Origin of the sequence: Longimicrobium sp., from assembly GCA_036389135.1 — a bacterium.
GTDB lineage: Bacteria > Gemmatimonadota > Gemmatimonadetes > Longimicrobiales > Longimicrobiaceae > Longimicrobium.
The window spans coordinates 211,303-228,977 of sequence record DASVQP010000019.1 but is presented as its reverse complement, the minus strand read 5'-3'; the positions used below and the strand labels follow the sequence as shown (position 1 = coordinate 228,977).

General features: G+C 71.7%; 13 protein-coding genes. 8 read left to right on the top strand and 5 right to left on the bottom strand.

The genetic code is table 11. The features are described 5' to 3' along the window. Positions 1 to 2: 2 nt before the first annotated feature. From VF584_04495 to VF584_04485, 3 genes are all read left to right on the top strand, one after another. Positions 3 to 1,325 (top strand): HAMP domain-containing sensor histidine kinase, encoded by a 1,323-nt coding sequence (locus tag VF584_04495; protein HEX8209428.1) that lies wholly within the window; start codon positions 3 to 5, stop codon positions 1,323 to 1,325. Then, complete coding sequence (locus VF584_04490; GenBank protein HEX8209427.1) at positions 1,322 to 2,689, top strand: sigma-54 dependent transcriptional regulator; 1,368 nt, start codon at positions 1,322 to 1,324, stop codon at positions 2,687 to 2,689. Before VF584_04495 ends, VF584_04490 begins: the two co-directional genes overlap by 4 nt. 435 nt (positions 2,690 to 3,124) lie before the next feature. Continuing rightward, on the top strand, positions 3,125 to 4,345 hold the full coding sequence (locus tag VF584_04485; protein HEX8209426.1) for a serine hydrolase domain-containing protein: 1,221 nt from the start codon (positions 3,125 to 3,127) through the stop codon (positions 4,343 to 4,345). A gap of 311 nt (positions 4,346 to 4,656) precedes the next feature. On the opposite strand, the gene VF584_04480 is transcribed toward VF584_04485, so the two are convergent. From VF584_04480 to VF584_04470, 3 genes are all read right to left on the bottom strand, one after another. Next, positions 4,657 to 5,079, bottom strand: coding sequence for a DoxX family protein (locus VF584_04480; GenBank protein ID HEX8209425.1), 423 nt, complete (start codon positions 5,077 to 5,079; stop codon positions 4,657 to 4,659). 409 nt (positions 5,080 to 5,488) lie between these two features. After that, positions 5,489 to 6,934, bottom strand: a complete 1,446-nt coding sequence (locus VF584_04475; protein HEX8209424.1) for a putative glycoside hydrolase — start codon at positions 6,932 to 6,934, stop codon at positions 5,489 to 5,491. A 39-nt stretch (positions 6,935 to 6,973) separates the two neighbouring features. Continuing rightward, on the bottom strand, positions 6,974 to 8,947 hold the full coding sequence (locus VF584_04470; protein HEX8209423.1) for a M1 family metallopeptidase: 1,974 nt from the start codon (positions 8,945 to 8,947) through the stop codon (positions 6,974 to 6,976). Positions 8,948 to 9,349: 402 nt separating this feature from the next. Between VF584_04470 and VF584_04465 the strand changes: the two genes are divergently transcribed. The 5 genes from VF584_04465 to VF584_04445 all read left to right on the top strand — a co-directional run bounded on the left by VF584_04465 (position 9,350) and on the right by VF584_04445 (position 14,845). Further along, the gene (locus VF584_04465; protein HEX8209422.1) at positions 9,350 to 10,261 is read left to right on the top strand and encodes a dihydrodipicolinate synthase family protein; all 912 of its coding nucleotides are present in this window, start codon (positions 9,350 to 9,352) and stop codon (positions 10,259 to 10,261) included. A 176-nt stretch (positions 10,262 to 10,437) separates the two neighbouring features. Then, complete coding sequence (locus VF584_04460) at positions 10,438 to 11,742, top strand: cation:proton antiporter (GenBank protein ID HEX8209421.1); 1,305 nt, start codon at positions 10,438 to 10,440, stop codon at positions 11,740 to 11,742. 103 nt (positions 11,743 to 11,845) lie between these two features. Next, positions 11,846 to 12,631: an enoyl-CoA hydratase-related protein gene (locus VF584_04455; GenBank protein ID HEX8209420.1), complete on the top strand. Its 786-nt coding sequence runs from the start codon at positions 11,846 to 11,848 to the stop codon at positions 12,629 to 12,631. 25 nt (positions 12,632 to 12,656) lie between these two features. Continuing rightward, complete coding sequence (locus VF584_04450) at positions 12,657 to 13,226, top strand: methylated-DNA--[protein]-cysteine S-methyltransferase (protein HEX8209419.1); 570 nt, start codon at positions 12,657 to 12,659, stop codon at positions 13,224 to 13,226. A gap of 491 nt (positions 13,227 to 13,717) precedes the next feature. Next, positions 13,718 to 14,845, top strand: coding sequence for a DNA replication/repair protein RecF (locus VF584_04445; GenBank protein ID HEX8209418.1), 1,128 nt, complete (start codon positions 13,718 to 13,720; stop codon positions 14,843 to 14,845). On the opposite strand, the gene VF584_04440 is transcribed toward VF584_04445, so the two are convergent. Both VF584_04440 and VF584_04435 read right to left on the bottom strand, forming a co-directional pair. Continuing rightward, a complete protein-coding gene (locus tag VF584_04440; protein ID HEX8209417.1) occupies positions 14,817 to 16,034 on the bottom strand; it encodes a glycosyltransferase in 1,218 nt (405 codons plus the stop codon). The two genes, VF584_04445 and VF584_04440, sit on opposite strands and share 29 nt — an antisense overlap. A gap of 64 nt (positions 16,035 to 16,098) precedes the next feature. Continuing rightward, positions 16,099 to 17,286, bottom strand: coding sequence for a hypothetical protein (locus VF584_04435; GenBank protein ID HEX8209416.1), 1,188 nt, complete (start codon positions 17,284 to 17,286; stop codon positions 16,099 to 16,101). Positions 17,287 to 17,675 lie beyond the last annotated feature (389 nt).

The window sequence follows — 17,675 nt, the reverse complement described above, 5'->3', positions numbered from 1 at the left end:
CGATGAGCTCCCTTGCCGTCGCGGTCGCGTTCTTTGCCTGCGGAGTGGTCTTCTTCAGCACGGCGACGCTCCTCCTCTTCAACCCCCGCAGCCGCGGGGTGCGCTGGTACGCCCTCTTCCAGGCGGGGCTGATGTCGTGGCTGGCCGTGCAGGGCTGGACGTTCGCCACCGGCGGCGCGCGCGGACCGCTCTTCTTCGGCATCATCCACATGCTCCCCGCGTTTTTCCTGGCCTTCGCGCTGGCGGAGGGGATGGAACGGCCGGACTGGCAGGCGCTCCTGGCGGTGTGCGCCGGCCTCGCCCTCCTCCCGATGGCCGTGCGGCGCGACGGCGGGGTGATCCTGGACGTCTGGCAGCTCGTGGGCTGGATTGGGGGCACCGTGCCGATGGTGCGCTTCGGGCTGAGGAGGCGGCAGATCAAAGGACCCGGGGAGCGCCGGCTGAGCCAGGGGGTGGTGGCGGGGATGGTGGCGGTGCTCCCGCTGGGGCTGATCGGCGGCTACTTCACCGAGGGCTCGCACTCCGTCTACGCCCTGCCGCTGGCGATGGTGTGGATCCAGCTCCTGATCTTCGTGGGGGTGTCGCGGCTGCGCTTCTACGACATCGAGGTGCGCGCGTCGAGGACCGGCGAGTTGGCCGCCGCCGCCACCGAGCAGGAGCGGCTGGCGGTGCTGGGGGAGCTCTCCGCGTCGGTGGCGCACGAGGTGCGCAACCCGCTCACCGGCATGCGCTCACTGGCCCAGCGCCTCGCCGAGGACGACGTGGACGACGCCAAGCGACGGCGCTACGCCGCCGTGATCCTGGAGGAGGCGGAGCGCGTGGAGCGGATCGTGGCCAACCTGCTGGGCTTCGCGCGGCGCGCCACGATCCGCCCCGAGCCCGGTGCCCGGACGCCGCTCGCGCCCCTCTTCGAAGACCTCCTGCTGCTGGTGGAGGCGCACGCGCGCAAGGGCGGCGTCACCGTCAATGTGGACGCGGGGGGCAGCGTGGCCGCGGCGCCGCGGGAGGCGCTCGCGCAGGCCATCCTCAACCTCCTCCTCAACGCCATCCGCCACACCCCCGCCGGGGGCAGGGTGCATCTCGCCGCCCGCCCCGCGCAGGGCGACCTGGAGGTGGTGGTGAGCGACACCGGTCCCGGCGTCCCCCCCGCGGAGCGCGAGCGGATCTGGGAGCCCTTTCGCAGCGAGGGCGGGGGAACGGGGCTGGGGCTGGCCGTCGTCCGCCGCCTGGCGCGCGAGCTGGGGTGGGAGGCGCGGGTGGGCGGCGCACCCGGCGGCGGCGCGGAGTTCTCCATCCGCATTCCATCTCCACAGGCGGCGCGATGAAGATCCTGGTGGTGGACGACGAGCGCTCGATCCGCTTTTCGCTGTCGGAGCTGCTGGAGGAGGAGGGGCACGACGTGCGCGAGGCCGAGCACGCCCCCGCCGCCCTCGCCGCGCTGGAGGACGCGCCGGCGGACCTGGTGATCTCCGACCTCTCGATGCCCGCCATGAGTGGGCTGGAATTGCTGGAGGAGGTGCGCTCGCGGCACCCCGGCACCCTCTTCGTGCTGATGACGGCGCACGGCGACGAGCGGCTGGCGGTGCGGGCACTGCGCGAGGGGGCGTACGGCTACGTCCCCAAGCCTTTCGACAACGAGGAGATCCGCGCCATCGCCCGGCGCGCCCGCGAGCTCCTGGCCCTGCGCGCGGAGAACGTGCGGCTGCGCGAGGAGCTGGGCGGCGCCTTTCGCGGGCTGATCGGCGACTCGCCCGCCCTGCGCCAGGTGCAGAGCGTGGTGCGCCGCGCCGCCCCCACCGACGCCACCGTCCTCATCACCGGCGAGAGCGGAACGGGAAAGGAGGTGGTCGCGCGCGCCCTGCACGCGGAGAGCCGGCGCAGCGGCGCGGCGTTCGTGGCCATCAACTGCTCCGCCCTTCCCGGCGAGCTGATCGAGAGCGAGCTCTTTGGCCACCTGCGCGGCGCCTTCACCGGCGCCGACCGTGACCGCGTGGGGCTGTTCGAGGCGGCGAGCGGCGGAACGCTCTTCCTGGACGAGGTGGGCGACCTGGCCGCTCCCGCGCAGGCCAAGCTCCTCCGCGCGCTGGAGGAGCGGCAGGTGACCCCCGTGGGCGGCACGAAGCCGGTGGTGGTGGACGTGCGCGTGGTGGCCGCAACCAACCGTCCGCTGCAGCGGATGGCGGCGGAGGGCACGTTTCGCGAGGACCTGCTGTACCGGTTGAGCGTGATCGGGCTGCACCTTCCGCCGCTGCGCGAGCGGCGGGAGGACATCCCGGCCATCGCGGCGCACTTCCTGGCCTTCTTCGCGGAGCGCCACGCCCGCCCCACCCGCGCCCTCTCCGAGGCCGCCCGCCGCATCTTGCTGGCGCACGACTGGCCTGGCAACGTCCGCGAGCTCCGGAACGCTATCGAGCGCGCCGTCGTGCTGGCCGAGGGGGAAACGATCGAGCCCGCCGACCTTCCTCCCGGCCTGGACACGCGCGCGCCGCTGGGCCCGGTGGACGCCGCCCTCGCGGACCTCTCCTGGGCCGATGCCCGCGCCCGCGCCATGGACGCATGGGAGCGCGGCTTCCTGGCGGCGGCGCTGGAGCGGCACGGCGGCAACGTCTCGCGCACGGCGCAGGCGCTGGGCATCCACCGCCAGAGCCTCCAGAAGCGTCTCCGCCAGATTGGGCTCGAACGCGACTGACAGCGGGTCTCACACAGAGACACAGAGGTAACGGAGAGGGGAACGAAAAGAAGGGCACTGGAACTCCGCCACACCTCCGCGGGTTGCATCATATGAGGTTGAGGACGTGCAGTTTCGCCTAGGTCCGCCATACTGCTACGCGACAGGGGTCCGCAAAATCTTAATCCGGACACCCTACCGCGCGGATAATCGGGCAATGCGCTTGCGGCACATCGAGTTAGGGGAAAGCAGTGCAATAGCGCCACATTGATACGGCGCGGATTGCAAGGTGTTGTACGGCTTGGATTTCGGCGTGGTTGCAGGGATCGGAGACCGAATCAACTCCGAACATTACTCACGTAACACGCGATTGTTGACAAGGCTGGACGGGAGGTATAGAGTGCATATCCCACTCCCAAACCCAGCCAGTCTCACCCCCCAGCCACAAGCATCCCCATGCTTACCGCCCTCTCCCTGGCGGCGTCGCTCGGCATTCTCGCGCCGGGGCCGCTCGCATCCGAGCCGGATTCGTTCCGCGTCCGCACCGATCCCGGTCTTGCTCGCCACGAGCTCGCCGCGCCGTCGTCCGTCGGGATGAGCGCCATCGGCCTGATCCGCGCCGAGGAAGCCGTCTACTCCGAGCTGCAGCGCGGGTCCTTCCCCGGCGCCGCGCTGGCCATCGGCCGCCGCGGCGAGATCGTGCTGGAAGAAGGGTTCGGCAACACGGGGCGCGGGTGGGACTCGGCCCCGGTGGACCCGGACGAGACGGTGTTCGACCTCGCCTCCCTCACCAAGGTGGTGGGAACGACGACGGCGGTGATGTTGCTGGTGGAGGACGGCAAGATGGGGCTGGACGAGCGCGTCTCGTCGTACCTGCCGGAGTTCGCGGGCGGGGGGAAGGAGTACGTGACGGTCCGCAACCTCCTCACCCACACCTCCGGGCTCCCCGCCGGCACCGACGTGCCCTCCGGGCTGTCGCGCGCGCAGGCGCTGGCGCACGTGCTGCGCACCCCGCTGGTGACCTACCCCGGCGGGCGGATGGAGTACTCGGACCTGAGCCCCATCGTGCTCTTCGCCGCCGCCGAGCGCGCGGCGGGGGAGCCGCTATACCACCTGCTCGACCGGCGCGTCTTCCAGCCGCTGGGGATGACCTCCACCTCGTACGTCTTCGGCCCGGACGGGTGCCAGCGCTGCGCCGGCACCTCCGGCCGCATGGGCACCGGCTTCAAGGGGCGCGTGCACGACCCCATCGCGCGGCGCCTGGGCGGGATCGCGGGGAACGCGGGCCTCTTCTCCACCGCGCACGACCTGGCGCGCTTCGCCGGGATGCTGGCGAACGGCGGCGAGCTGCACGGCGTGCGGATCTTTCGCGCCTCCACGGTGAGGCAGTTCGCCATGCGGCAGCCGGGCGCGAGCACGCGGGCGCTGGGGTGGGACACGCCCCCGCCGGGCGGCGGCGGCTCGGCGGGGACGCGCATCTCCACCATCGCCTTCGGCCACACCGGCTACACGGGCACCTCGCTCTGGATCGATCCCGAGCGCGGCACCTGGGTGGTGCTCCTCACCAACCGCACCTACGACGGCGAAGACAACAACCGCATGCAGGCCCTCCGCCGCGCCGTTCACGACCGCGTCGCCGAGGCCACCGACCGCGGCGGATACCTGGCCGGCAACTGAGGGCCGGCCCCCTCCCCCGCTCGTCACCTCGCGGCCCCTCCCCCAATAACTACCTGGGGGAGGGGCGGCTTGCATGTATCCCTCCGGGCTGCACGGATCCCGTAGGGGCGCGATTCATCGCGCCCACCCCCGCCCGCACGTCGACCCATGCCCGCCGCACAGATCCCGTAGGGGCGGCCCCACGTGGCCGCCCGTGCCTGCCCCCGCCCCGCCGCCCGCGTCTGCATCCAGGCCTTGTAGGGGCGGACCTGCGTGTCCGCCCGCGCATGCCCCCGCTCTTTCCTCGGCTGCCCCGCGTAACCCTGTGCGTGTCAGCGCGGCAGCCGCCGCCAGCGGGCGTGGGCGACGTAGGCCGTGAGCACCCCCACCACCAGCGGGATCGCCGCCATCGCGACGTTGTCGAGGGCGGTGAGGACCACCGCGCCGGCCATGATGATCGCGAGCCCGGCGGCGGCGAGCGGGGTCAGGACCTGCCGGATGCGAAAGAGGCCGGGGAGCACCAGGCCCAGCGCGCCCAGCACCTCGCAGACGCCGATGAAGCGCAGGAGCGGGACGGAGACGCTCGCCGACTGCGCCTGCAGCACCTCGAACGGCGTGATCAGCTTCATCACGCCGGCGAACAGGAAGAGCAGCGCGAGCACCAGCTGCACGCCCCACAACAGAACTTCCGGAGCCTTTCGGGTGTGCGTGCCCGCCGCCAGAGTGCGCTCGCTCGCCAGCGTCGTGGATGTCATCGTTCGTATCTCCGGGCAGGGTCTGGGTTGGCCGGGTTCAGCCCCGGGTCTACCTGTACGACGAAGGAGGGGGGGATGGATCGACACGCGCGGCCCTCACGGGCCGGAGCGGGGGCAGGGCACGGGCAGCCACGCGGGGCTGCCCCTGCCAGGATGCGGTGTGAAGGGCGGGAGATCGGGTGGGCGCAAGAGCGGGCAGACACGCAGGTTACACGCAGGTCTGCCCCTACCGGATCTTGGTGCAAGGCGAGAGTCGAGGCAGGGCGAAGGGCGGGCGCGATAAATCGCGCCCCTACCACGAACGCCGTGGCAGGGGCGGAGTGCACCCTTTCCCCCGCTTGCGGGGGAGAGGGCCGGGGAGAGGGGGAACCCGCCCGGTTCGACGCTCGCCGCAACGTGAGGGCCCCCCTTACGGCTTCGGCGCGGCCTCGGCGGGGGCGGTCTGGCCCGGCGAGGACTGGGCGGGCGGGGTGGCCGGCTCCCGGCGGCCGGTGCGGGCAGCCTGCGCGGCGGCCGGGTCCGTCACGTCGCCGCGGGCCTGCTGCACGGCCTTGTCGCGGGCCGCGCGCACACCCTCGCGCTCGAAGCGGTTCACCCACTGCAGCACGTCCGCGGGCGGGGTGTACTGCGCCTTCCTGCGCGACTGCGCCTCGCCGCGCTCCAGCCCGGCGAGGATCCCCTCGTACTTGGAGCCGGCGCTCCAGAGCACCCAGTCGTCGAAGCCCACGTCGTAGACCCCCTGCTTCTGCTGGCGCAGCTGCTCGGGCCCGTACGGCTGGTGGTTGCGCCCCAGCCAGGTGGCCGAGAACGCCTGCAGCCAGGGGATCACCCGCGCGGGCCGCACCCCCGCCTCCTGCAGCCGGTCGTTGCGCAGCCGCGCCATCCCCGCGCTCTTGAAGAGGGTCTCGTACGGCATGTGGTCCGGCCGGCGCACCCCCGGCAGGTGCGTGGGGAAGTAGTGCGACGGGTACATCATGGGAAGGATGTGGTCCGCCGTGGCCGCCACCGTCTCCCACTGCTGGCCGATGTTCACGTCGCCCGCCTCGTTGGGCACCAGCCCGAAAACGTCCGCGGTGACGGTGACGCCCAGCGGATGCAGACGGCGCTTGGCCTCGTTGAGGAACGCCGCGATGGCGTCCGCGCGGGCGCCGCGAGCCCTGGGATGCACCTGCGGCGGCAGGCTCCTGTACGGCTCCGCGAAGCGCACGTAGTCGAACTGGATCTCGTTGAAGCCGGCGCGCGCCACCTCTTCGGCGATGTCCAGGTTGTAGTCCCACACGGCCTCTTCCCAGGGGCTCACCCAGGTGTTCCCCGCCTTGTCCACCCACAGCCCGCCGCCCGGGCGCTGCACGGACCACTCCGGCTTCGCCTTGGAGAGGATCGGGTCCTTGAAGACGACGATGCGCGCGATCGTCCAGATCTTGTGCGCCTTCAGCGTGTCCATCAGCGCGGGAAGGTTGCGGATCGCCACTTCGCCGGGCTGCGCGAGCTGCTTGGGAAGCTCCAGCGTCGTCTGGTAGCGGATCCCCAGCTCGTCCTTGACGTCGATGACGAAGGCGTTGATCTCCGTCTGATCCGCCATCGCGAGGAGCTTGGGTAGCCGGGTGCGCGAGCCGGCCGCGTACGCGTTGATGTAGAGCCCGCGGATGACGGCCGGGGCCTTGGCGCGGATCGCCTCGTTCCCCACCGTACTGCGGTCGTCACCGGGCGCGGCGGCGGCGCGGCCGGTGTCGGTGGCCGCCTTGGTCTCGCCGCCCGCGGCCGTGCCCTTGTCCGCCGCGCCGCCCGCCTTGTCGCCGCACGCGGCCCACAGGGGAAGGGCGCAGAGGAGGGCGAGCGTAAGCCTGGTCTTCATCGAAGTGTGCATCGGTTGAGGGGTTCCGTCCGTTGATGTTCAGGGTGCCGCGGCGGGCCACACGTTGTTGGCGCGGTTCACGTCCGGCAAGGTGCCTGCCGGGTCCACCTCGACGCGCATAGGCGCGCCGCCGAGCGGAAGGGTAAAGGTCGCGGTGCGGGTGCGCGCGCCCGTCCAGCTCTCCAGCGGGATGTCCACACTGGCCGATGCTCCGCCCTCGCCGGTGGCGGTCACGCGCACCGGGGCCGGGATGTCGCCCAGGTCCGTGATCGTCACCTCCACGCCGCCATCCACGGCGCGCACCGGGCCCACGGCGTAGTCCAGCGTCCCCGTCTCGAACCACCACGGATAGAAGAACCAGTCCAGATCGCGCCCGGCCACGCGCTCGAATGTGCTGAAGAAGTCCCACGGGTACGGGTGCTTGAACGTCCACTCCGTGGCGTAGCTGCGCATGACGCGGTCAAAGGTCTCCGCGCCGACGACGCCGCGCAGCGCCACCAGCATCGTCCCCGGCTTGCTGTACGCCGCCACCGTCCGCGCGCCGTACGGCGAGACGAGGTCGGTGTGGCGCATCAGGGGCACCTCGTTGTCGCGCCCCGCCACGCGCAGGTACGCGTCGCGCGTCTCGTCGTGCGCGCGGGTGCCGGGGAAGAACGCCTCGCGCGCCTCGTCTTCGTGGAACGTCGTCAGCCCCTCGTCCATCCACGCGAACGACGCCTCGTCCGAGCCCACCATCATGGGGAACCACTCGTGCGCCAGCTCGTGCGCGATGACGCTGTACAGGTCGGCGCGCTCGCGGGCCCGCGGGATGAAGACCAGCATCGGGTACTCCATCCCGCCGATCGGCCCCTCCGCGATGGTGGCCTGCGGGTAGGCGTACGGCACCAGCCGGTCGCTGAAGAAGCCGATCGAGTGCTGCCCGAAGCGCGCCGCCTCGTCCCAGTGGGGCGCGCCGGCACGGTAGAGCGAGTGGACGAGCACCGTCCGCCCCGCCGCGGACGTGCGGGCGGCGTCCCACACGTAGCGGTCCGACGCGGCGAAGGCGAAGTCGCGCACGTTCTCCGCACGGAAGCGCCAGGTGAGGCGGTTGCCGGTGCGTGTGGCGCGTCCCGCGGCGCGCTCCGCCTCGGTCACCACGCGCACGATGCTGTCCGTGGCGGCGGCGCGGGCCAGGCGTGCGGCGGCCTCGGGGGTCAGCACCTCGCCGGGGTTCTGCAGGACGCCGGTGGCGCCCACCAGGTGCCCGGCCGGGAGGGTGATGGACACGTCGAAGTCGCCGTACTCCAGGTAGAACTCGCCGTCGCCCAGGTACGGCGTGGCGTCCCACCCGACCACGTCGTCGAACGTCGCGACCTGCGGGTACCACTGCGCCACGTTGAACACCCGCCCGCCGAGCGCGTCCTCGTACGCCGTGCGGAACGTCCCCGCCGGGGGGATGCGGTGGCTCCACTCGATCTCCAGCACCGTGCTGTCGCCGGTCGGAACGGGGCGCGGAAGGGTCAGCCGCGCCAGCGTGCCCGCCACCTCGTACCCGGCCGCCGGGGTGCGCACGGGCGTCACCACGCCGATCTGCCCCGTGGCGACGGGGCGCAGCTCGCGTCCTTCCACCGCCACGCGCCCCAGCGTCACCCCGCCGGTGGCCGCGACGATGGTGCGGTTCCGGCGCGCCGTCTCGGTGAAGATGTTCTGGTACAGGTTCAGGACGACCGAGGTGAGCGCCTCGGGCGAGCGGTTGCGGTACACGATGCGCTCGCGGCCTCGCAGCTCGGCGTTGCGCGGGTCCAGCTCGGCCTCGATGCGGTACGACACCGCCTGCTGCCAGTAGCGCGGGCCGGGCTGCCCCGTCGCGGTGCGCGTCCCCGCCTGCAGCGCCCGCCGGTACCCCTGCGTCGTGGGCACGGCGCGCAGGATGGGACGGGTGATGGTGTCGCGCGGCGCGGGCTCGGCGGCGCGGCGCCCGCCCGGCGCGCACGCCGAGGCGAGGAGCAGAACGATTGCGGCTGTCTTGTGCACGTACGGTTCTCCGGGTTGTGGTGCGCCGGGGAATGTACGGCGGGGAGGGGGAACGGGGAACCGCTGGCGGCGGACGCGAGGTTAGGCGCAAGGAACCGGCGTGGGGGCGTGTGTCACCACATCCCTTCTTCTTGTCATCCTGAGCGACGCGCTTCGCGGGCCTGCGCGTTCCTCCGCACTCTGGCGCGAAGCGAAGGATCTACTGCGCGTGCCGAGAGGCTCGTCGTCACCCGCTGTCCGCTAGCCTCGCCGGCTAGATCCTTCGGTCGCCGCGGGAGTCCGGAGCGCCCCGTCGGCTCCCGGGTGGGTGGCTCTCCCAGAATGACAGGGGGGTGTGGGGGAACAACCGGGCCGCTATGTTTGCAGCCCCCGGTGCTACTGTTTTAGAGGAGGATGTGATCGATGAAACTGGACCTCGGCGGCGTGTTCGCGCCCGCCACGACTCCCTTCGACCCCGTTACGGGCGACGCCGACCTGGTGTCGCTGCGCGCCAACGTCCGCGCGTGGATGGAGGCGCCGCTCTCGGGCGTCGTGCTCTTTGGCTCCACGGGCGAGGGGCCGCTGCTGGACGAGGACGAGCGCGCGCGGCTCACCGCCGGCGTGCGCGGCGTGCTCGATGCTGGGCGCCTCCTCCTGGCCGGCACCGGCGCCGAGTCCACCCGCGCCACCCTGCGGATGACCCGCGCCGTCGCCGCCGAGGGTGCCGACGCGGTGCTCGTGCAGCCGCCCGGCTACTACCGCCCGCTCCTCACTCCCGAGGCGCTGCGCGACCACTATCTGGCCGTGGCGGAGGGGTCGCCGGTGCCGGTGATCCTGTACCAGGTGCCGCCCCGCTTCAGCGGCGCCGAGCTCCCCGCCGGCCTGGTGGGCGAGCTGGCCAAGCATCCCAACATCGTGGGGATCAAGGACTCGCACGGCGACCTGCGCACGCTGGGCGCGCTGGTGGAGGCGTGCGGCAAGCGTTGCCAGGTGCTGGCCGGCAGCGGCGCCATCCTCTACGCCGCGCTGGAAATCGGCGCCGTGGGCGGCATCCTGGCCGTCGCCCTTCTCGCCCCCGCCGAGTGCGCCGAGCTCGCGCGCGCATTCGCCGAGGGCCGCCTGGGCGACGCGGGCCGCCTGCAGGAGCGACTCGCGCCTCTCCATCGCGCAGTCGTCGCCGAGCTGGGCGTCCCCGGGATGAAGGCCGCACTGGAGCTGCTGGGGATGCGCGGCGGCCCCCTGCGCGCGCCGCTCAAGCCGCTGAAGAGCAAGGACCGCGAGCGCGTCCGCGAAGCGCTCCAGGCGGCGGGGCTGGGCGCGGCGGCGCTCTCCTGATCGAAAGCACAACGAGCCTCACACAGAGACACAGAGGGCAAGGCGAGAAGAACCAGAAGGAGGTTCTCTGTGCCTTCGCTGTCCACTCTGTGCTCTCTGTGTGAGGCTTTTCCCGTGGGCCTGTTTCGTGCCTCCGCCGCCCGGCTCGTGTTTCTGCTTCCCAAGCCGCGAAGGGGATGAAAGGGGCGATCTGGTTTCTGGTGGTGGGCGTCCTCCTGGTCGCCATGGCGCTGTCGCGATCGGTGCTGGCGCGGCTGCCGCTCTCCACCGCGATGCTCTACCTGGCGGCGGGGTTCGCGCTGGGGCCATACGGCGCGGGGCTCTTGAGCCTCGACGTGTACGAGCAGTCGGCCGTGTGGGAGCGCGTCACCGAGATCGCGGTGCTCGTGTCGCTTTTCGCGGCCGGGCTCAAGCTGCGCACGCCGCTGCACGACGGCCGCTGGATCCTTCCCGTGCGGCTCGCCACCCTCTCCATGACCATGACGGTGGGGCTGGTGACGCTGCTGGGGGTGTTCGCGATGGGGCTGCCCGTGGGAGCGGCGGTCCTGCTGGGCGCCATCCTCGCCCCCACCGACCCCGTGCTCGCCTCCGACGTGCAGGTGACGCACGCCGCCGACCGCGACCGCCTGCGCTTCGGCCTCACCGGCGAGGCCGGCCTCAACGACGGAAGCGCCTTCCCCTTCGTGATGCTCGGGCTGGGGCTCCTGGGTCTGCACGAGATGGGGGAGATGGGCTGGCGCTGGGTCGCGGTGGACCTGGTGTGGGCGGTCGCTTCCGGGCTCGTGGTGGGCGCCGTTCTGGGCACCCTGGTCGGGCGGCTCGTCCTCCACCTGCGCAGGGTGCACCGCGAGGCGGTGGGGCTGGACGATTTCCTGGCGCTCGGCCTCATCGCGCTCGCCTACGGGGTGGCGCTCCTGGTGCACGGCTACGGCTTCCTCGCCGTCTTCGCGGCGGGGCTCGCCCTGCGCCGCATCGAGCGCCGCGAATCGGGCGGCGAAGCTCCCCCGGAAGACGTCGCCGCCGCCGCGCACTCCACCGATGTGGAGGAGATGGCGACCGACAAGGAAACGGCGCCCGCCTACATGGCGCAGGCCGCCCTTGGCTTCACCGAGCAGCTCGAGCGCATCGGCGAGTTCACCGTCGTCCTCCTGCTGGGCGGGATGATCTCCTGGCACTTCCTTCCGGCCGTCGCGCTCTGGTTCATCCCCCTTCTCTTCCTCGTCATCCGCCCGCTCTCGGTGTACGCGGGGCTGCTGGGGTCGCGCAGCACCGGCCTGCAGCGCGGGATGATCGCGTGGTTCGGCATCCGCGGGATCGGCTCCGTGTACTACCTCACCTTCGCCATGCAGCACGGCCTCCCCGAAGAGCTGAGCCGCCCGCTCGCCGAGCTGGTCCTCGCCACCGTGGCCGTCTCCGCCGTCGCCCACGGCATCTCGGTCACGCCGCTGATGGCGCTGTACGGCCGGCGCACGAAAAACTGAGGGTCACGAGCCACCGTGTGAGGCCGTTGTTCGCCGCTGCCGGCGCCGCTAGCTTGTCGCGCGCCGCACCGGCACCCGCAACCCACGCACCCGCATCCGTCCCATGGCCGAATACAGCAACGTCAAGCTCGAAGTCCAGGACCGCATCGCCACCCTCTCGGTCAACCGGCCAGACAAGCTGAACGCCCTCAACGAGCAGACCATCCGCGAGCTGGGGCAGGCGATGGAGGAGATCGCCGGGCGCGGCGACGTGGGCGGCGTGATCCTGACCGGCGTGGGGGAGAAGGCGTTCGTGGCCGGCGCCGACATCGCCGAGCTGGCGAAGATGGGCCCGGTGGACGGCATCGAGGTGAGCCGGCTGGGGCAGCGCGTCTTCCGCTCCATCGAGCTGTCGCGCAAGCCGGTGATCGCGGCGGTCAACGGCTTCGCGCTGGGCGGCGGGTGCGAGCTGGCGCTGGCCTGCCACCTCCGCGTCGCGTCGGAGAACGCGAAGTTCGGCCTTCCCGAAGTGAAGCTGGGGATCATCCCCGGCTACGGCGGCACGCTGCGGCTGCCGCGCATCGTGGGGAAGGGCCGCGCGCTGGAGCTGATGCTCACCGCGGAGATGGTGGACGCCCAGGAGGCCTACCGCATCGGCCTCGCCAACAAGGTCGTACCGCTCGCCGAGCTGCTGGACGCCGCGCGCGCCATGATGAAGGGCATCCTCAAGAACGGCCCCGTCGCGCTGGGCCTCGCCATCGAATGCGCCACCCGCGGCATGGAGATGTCGGTGGATGACGGCCTGGCGCTGGAGTCGAACCTCTTCGGCCTCCTCGCCTCCACCACCGACATGCGCGAGGGGATGACGGCGTTTCTGGAGAAGCGGCGGGCGGAGTTTACCGGACGGTGAGGAAGTGCGTGAGTGCGTGAGTGCGATGATGAAGCGAGTGCGGCCGCCGCCCACGCTCCACCGGCTGCTGCTGGCGTCGCCGGTGGGGCCGTTGCTGGTGGAGCACGATGGGACGGCGGTGCACGCCGTGCACTTCTGGGAGCAGGGGAAGCATCCGCCGGCCGGCACCCGCGTGGAGCCCACGCGCGAAGATGCGCTCGGCTGGGAGGCCGCGAGGCAGCTGCGCGAGTACTTCGCCGGCACGCGCCGCGACTTCGACCTTCCGCTCGCGGCCGAGGGTACGGACTTCCAGCAGCGCGTGTGGGAAGCCCTGCGCGCGATCCCCTTCGGCCGCACCTGCTCGTATCGTGACGTAGCGGCGACGATCGGGGTGCCGCGCGGCTCGCAGGCGGTTGGCCAGGCCAATCGCCGCAACCCCATCCCCATCGTCGTCCCCTGCCACCGCGTGCTCGACGCGAAAGGCGGCATCGGCGGCTTCATGGGTGCCGGCCCCGATGGCCCTGGAAGCGCGATCAAGCGCTGGCTCCTCGACCACGAACGCTTCCTCTGTCCTCCTGAGCGAGCCGCCGCGCCCGACCTGTTCGATGCGCCCTGAAGCCGTTCCTTACCTTTGTCATCCCGAGAGAGCCGCCCCGCCCATATCCGCCGTGCGCTCCGCACTCCTGCGGCGACCGAAGGATCTAGCCGGCGAGGCAAGACGACGGCCGGTGCCGACGAGCCCCTCGAGACGCGCAGTAGTTCCTTCGCTCCGTGCCAAGCTCCGGAGCACAGGTAAGGACGGAGAAGCGCGCCGCTCAGGATGACAGAAAGAACGGGAACGCGCTGCCGCATGCGTGAGCTCCTGGAAGCGGCCTGCGGCGCGTGACGAAACACGGGCAGCCACGTGGGGCTGCCCCTACGGGATTTGTGCGCGCGTCACGGGCATCGAGGTAGGGAGAGGGCGGGCGTGATGAATCACGCCCCTACGACCGATATGCGACTTCCCGCCGCGCCAGAGTCGGACCACCTGCGCGGATCTCGCCCCCGAGTCCTCGAAGGCGGACTTTGTGCTGTCGTTGCCGCGAGTTCACTCGCCACCGCCCAATCATGCACCTCGCCCGCCTCCACCTCCGCAACTACCGCAACTTCGCGGAGCAGGTGCTCGAAATCCCGCCGCAGGGAGTCGCCATCGTGGGCGACAACGGGCAGGGGAAGACGAACCTGCTGGAGGCCGTCTACTACCTGGAGATCTTTCGCTCCTTTCGCGGCGCGCCGGACGAGCAGCTCGTGCGCTTCGGCGAGGAGGTGTTCCGCGTGGAGGGCACGCTGCGCGGCGACGAGGGGAGCGAGCGCACCCTGGCCGCCGCCTTCGAGCGCCGCCGCAAGAAGAAGAAGGTGACCGTCGGCGGCGCCGAGCCGGAGCGGCTGGGGGATGCGCTCGGAAAGGTGGGCGCCGTGATCTTTTCGCCGTCCGACGTGGAGATCGTCGCCGGCGGGCCGGGGGAGCGGAGGCGCTTCCTGGACATCGTGCTGTCGCTGGCGGAGCCGGGCTACCTGGGCGCGCTCCAGCGGTACCGGCAGGCGCTCTTTCAGCGCAACACCCTGCTTCGCCAGGCGAGCCCGCCCGCGCTGGTGGAGGCGTGGAACGACCCGCTGGTCGCCGCCGGGAGCCGCGTGCTGGAGGCGCGCGCCCGCTGGGTGGCGGACCGGGCCGCCAGCTTCGCCGCGCACTACGCCCGCGTCGCCGGCGGGCAGCCCGGCACGCTCGCCCTTGTCCCCTCCGTAGATCTGGGGGAGGATACGCCCACCGTCGCCGGCATCGCGGCGGCGTTCCGCGAGAAGCTGGAGCGCGTGGCCGAGCGCGAGCAGCGCCGCGGGATGACGCTGGCCGGCCCGCACCGCGACGACCTGCGCTTCGCCACGCACGCGGCGGATGGCACGCTGCTGGAGCTGCGCACCTACGGCTCGGGAGGGCAGCAGCGCACCGCCGCCATCGCGCTGCGCATGGTGGAGGCGGAGACGATCCGCGAGACGCGCGGCCGCGAGTCCGTCATCCTGCTGGACGACGTCTTCGCCGAGCTCGACCCCGGCCGCTCTCAGCGCATCGTGGACTGGATCGAGAGCGAGGAGGGCGGCCAGGTGATCCTCACCTCCCCCAAGCCCACCGACTTCCACGTGCACGGCGACACCCTGCCGCGCTGGACCATCAGGAACGGAGTGGTGTCGCCGCTCTGACACCCTCGCGAGCGCCGCCGTCCGGCGAAGATCCCGCCAGAGAGGGGCGCAGGGACCACGCTCCACTCCGTGCCGCTACGGTGGCGCTGTAGAAGTCGTAGTACGCCTCCGCCATGATCTGCACGGAGTGGTTCGCCCGTGCGTGCTGCTCCTGGCGGGCTCCAAGCGCCCGCATCGCATCCGGATCCCTCAACAGCACCGCCGCTTTCTGCGCGAGTGCGTGAGGCTCGTGGGTGGACCAGATCCAGTCCGCGGGCGTGGCCTCGTACCCCGGAACCGCCTGGAACGCGAGCGCCGGCACCCCCGCGAGCACCGCCTCCAGCGCGGCGATGCCGGGCATGGAGCCCGCGGATGCCGTGAGGTACAGGCTCATGACGGAGAGCGGAAGGCTCGGCGATTCCAGCGGTCCGGTCACGTGCACCCGGCCCTGCAGGCCGTGCGAGGCGATGGACGCGTGCACCTGGGCGGCGTGCGGCCCGTCCCCCGCCAGTACGAAGTGCACCCGGTCGCCCAGGATGGCCGCGATGCGGGCGGCGACCTCCACGAACAGCCAGGGCCGGCGCTCCGCGTGCAGCCGGCTGACCGTACCCACCACCAGCGGGCACTCTTCGGGAATCCCGAGCTGCCCGCGGTACGCGGCCCGCGCTGCGGGGGAAACCGGTTCGGTCCTCCTTGCGCTTCCGTTGAAGATCGTGCGGACGTGGAGAGCCCGGTGCGTCGCGCGGAACCGCTCCCAGAACGGTTCGCTCGCCACCAGCGCCAGCCCGTCCGCGCAGGCGGCCAGGCGCGCGTTGGCCCACCGCTTCCACCCCGTCACGCCCCCCACCCCGTGCCAGGTGTTCACCAGCGTTGGACGCCTGGAGCGCAGCCCGAGCACCGTCCGTATCGCGAGGCACACGAACGCCCCGTAGGTGAGGTGCCCGTGCACCACGTCCAGCCCGGCCAGGCGAGACCGGTTGCGCCACGCCCAGCCGAGCGCGCGCACGTAGCGGAGCAGGACGAACCCGGCAGCGGCGTTCACGTACTCCACCCGCACGCCCGGGTGGAGGCTTTCGGCCTCGCGGCAGGGCGCGTCCACGCGGAAGCTCACCACGAGCGAGACGTCGTGCCCGGCGGCCGCCGCGTGCTGCGCCAGCGAGAGGGTGACCTGCTCGGCACCGCCCACACCCACGGTGGGGATCACGTGCATGATCCTCATCCGCGCCCCGGACGCCGCGCGCGCGGGGCGAAGCGCGGCGCGCCTCCGCGGAAGCTCAGTACCAGTAGCCAAAGATGATCCCCATTTCGTCCTCGGAGGTCATGCCGAGCCGGATCGTGCGGTCGGTATCGTTGTTGTACGTGATCTCCGACGTGAGCCCTTCGCCGGGCGCGAGCGAGATGGGCACTTCGTAGCTGGTGATCGCGGGATGGGCCCACGTCTCGTTGCGATAGACTTCTTCACCGTCGCGTGCCCCTCCACGAACGCGGATCACGAACCGCTCGCCGCGCTTGTGCATGTGCGAGGTGAGCATGAACACGCGCATGGCGGTGGGCGTGATGAAGGTCTTCGACACGGTGGTGCGTTGGCGCGGCGGGAGCGCCAGGTCGCGGTTCTGCCAGTCGATGACGCGTGCCACGTGACGCACCCGGGCGGAATCGACCTCGTGCAGGTTTATCTGGGCTTCGCCCACCGAGCCAGGGCGGGTGGCGCGCGTGTAGTGCGTGTTCAGGTCCACCGTCGCGCCCGCGGGAAGGCGGAGCGCCACCCCCGCCGGGAAGCGGATGTCCGTATAGGGCGCCATCGAGCCGGTGAAGAAAACGTGGTTCGCCATCGTCCGGCCGAACAGCACGCGGTTCACGCCGTACGCCGCCCTCGTCGTGACCCCGGCTTCCGCGGGCGCGCGCAGGTCACGCACGACGCCGAACGGGGGAAGCACCGCGGCCTCGTCTCGAAACGTGTGCACCAGGACGTGGTGGCTGCCGGTGCGCATCTGGACCTCCACGCGGTTGACGTACAGCGGCTCGCGGTTCCCCACGCGACGGCGCACAAAGATCTCGCGCTCCGCGGTCTGCCACACCTGGAAGGGCGCGATGCGAAGCTGCACGCCCCGCGCGGGGGGAGCGAGCGGGCTCCAGCGCGTCGTACCCTGCGGAGTATGGTCGCGGAGCAGGAGGGTGTCCGCGACCTCGCCCACGCGCGGAGCCCCCGCCGCGATCCAGCGGCGCACGAACTCCACCTCTCCGCGGCTGAGCGGCTCGCCGCCCAGCGGCATCGGGGCGCCGTAGCCGTGCGCGTGATGGCCGGCGTTCCACACCAGCTTGTGGTGAAGCAGGCTGCGCTCGGGCCTTCCCGCCAGCACGCGCAGCAGCCCGTCGGCACGGGCCGCGGTGCCGCGTGGCTTCGCTCCCACGAGCTGCTCGTACGCCGCGTCGCCGTCCAGCACCAGGCCCGATTGCGCCACGGCCGAACCGTTCGCGGTATGGCATGTCGTGCAGCGGCCGTCCAGGATCTGCGACTGGATGCGTCCCCAGCTCCCGGTGGGGTGCCGCGCGGGTGCGTGGGGGCTGGGCCGGTAGGCACTCGCGATGCCCCCCGCGGCGCCGGCGAGCGCCAACAGCAGACACCAGGATTGGAAACGCGTGACTTTAAAGGACAACCGGGGAGGGGCGCAGGTGGGTGCAAGGTCATTCGAATGGTATGCACAACCTTAGTTCAGGGCAAGACATTGACGCCTCCGTCTCCATGCCGGTACGAAAAGAAGGGTGCCTGTTATCGCCGCAACTCCTTACCCGTTACCAAGTTGCGCCGCTGAGAGCGAGTTTCGCAATGTGCTACGGTAGCAGGGGCAAA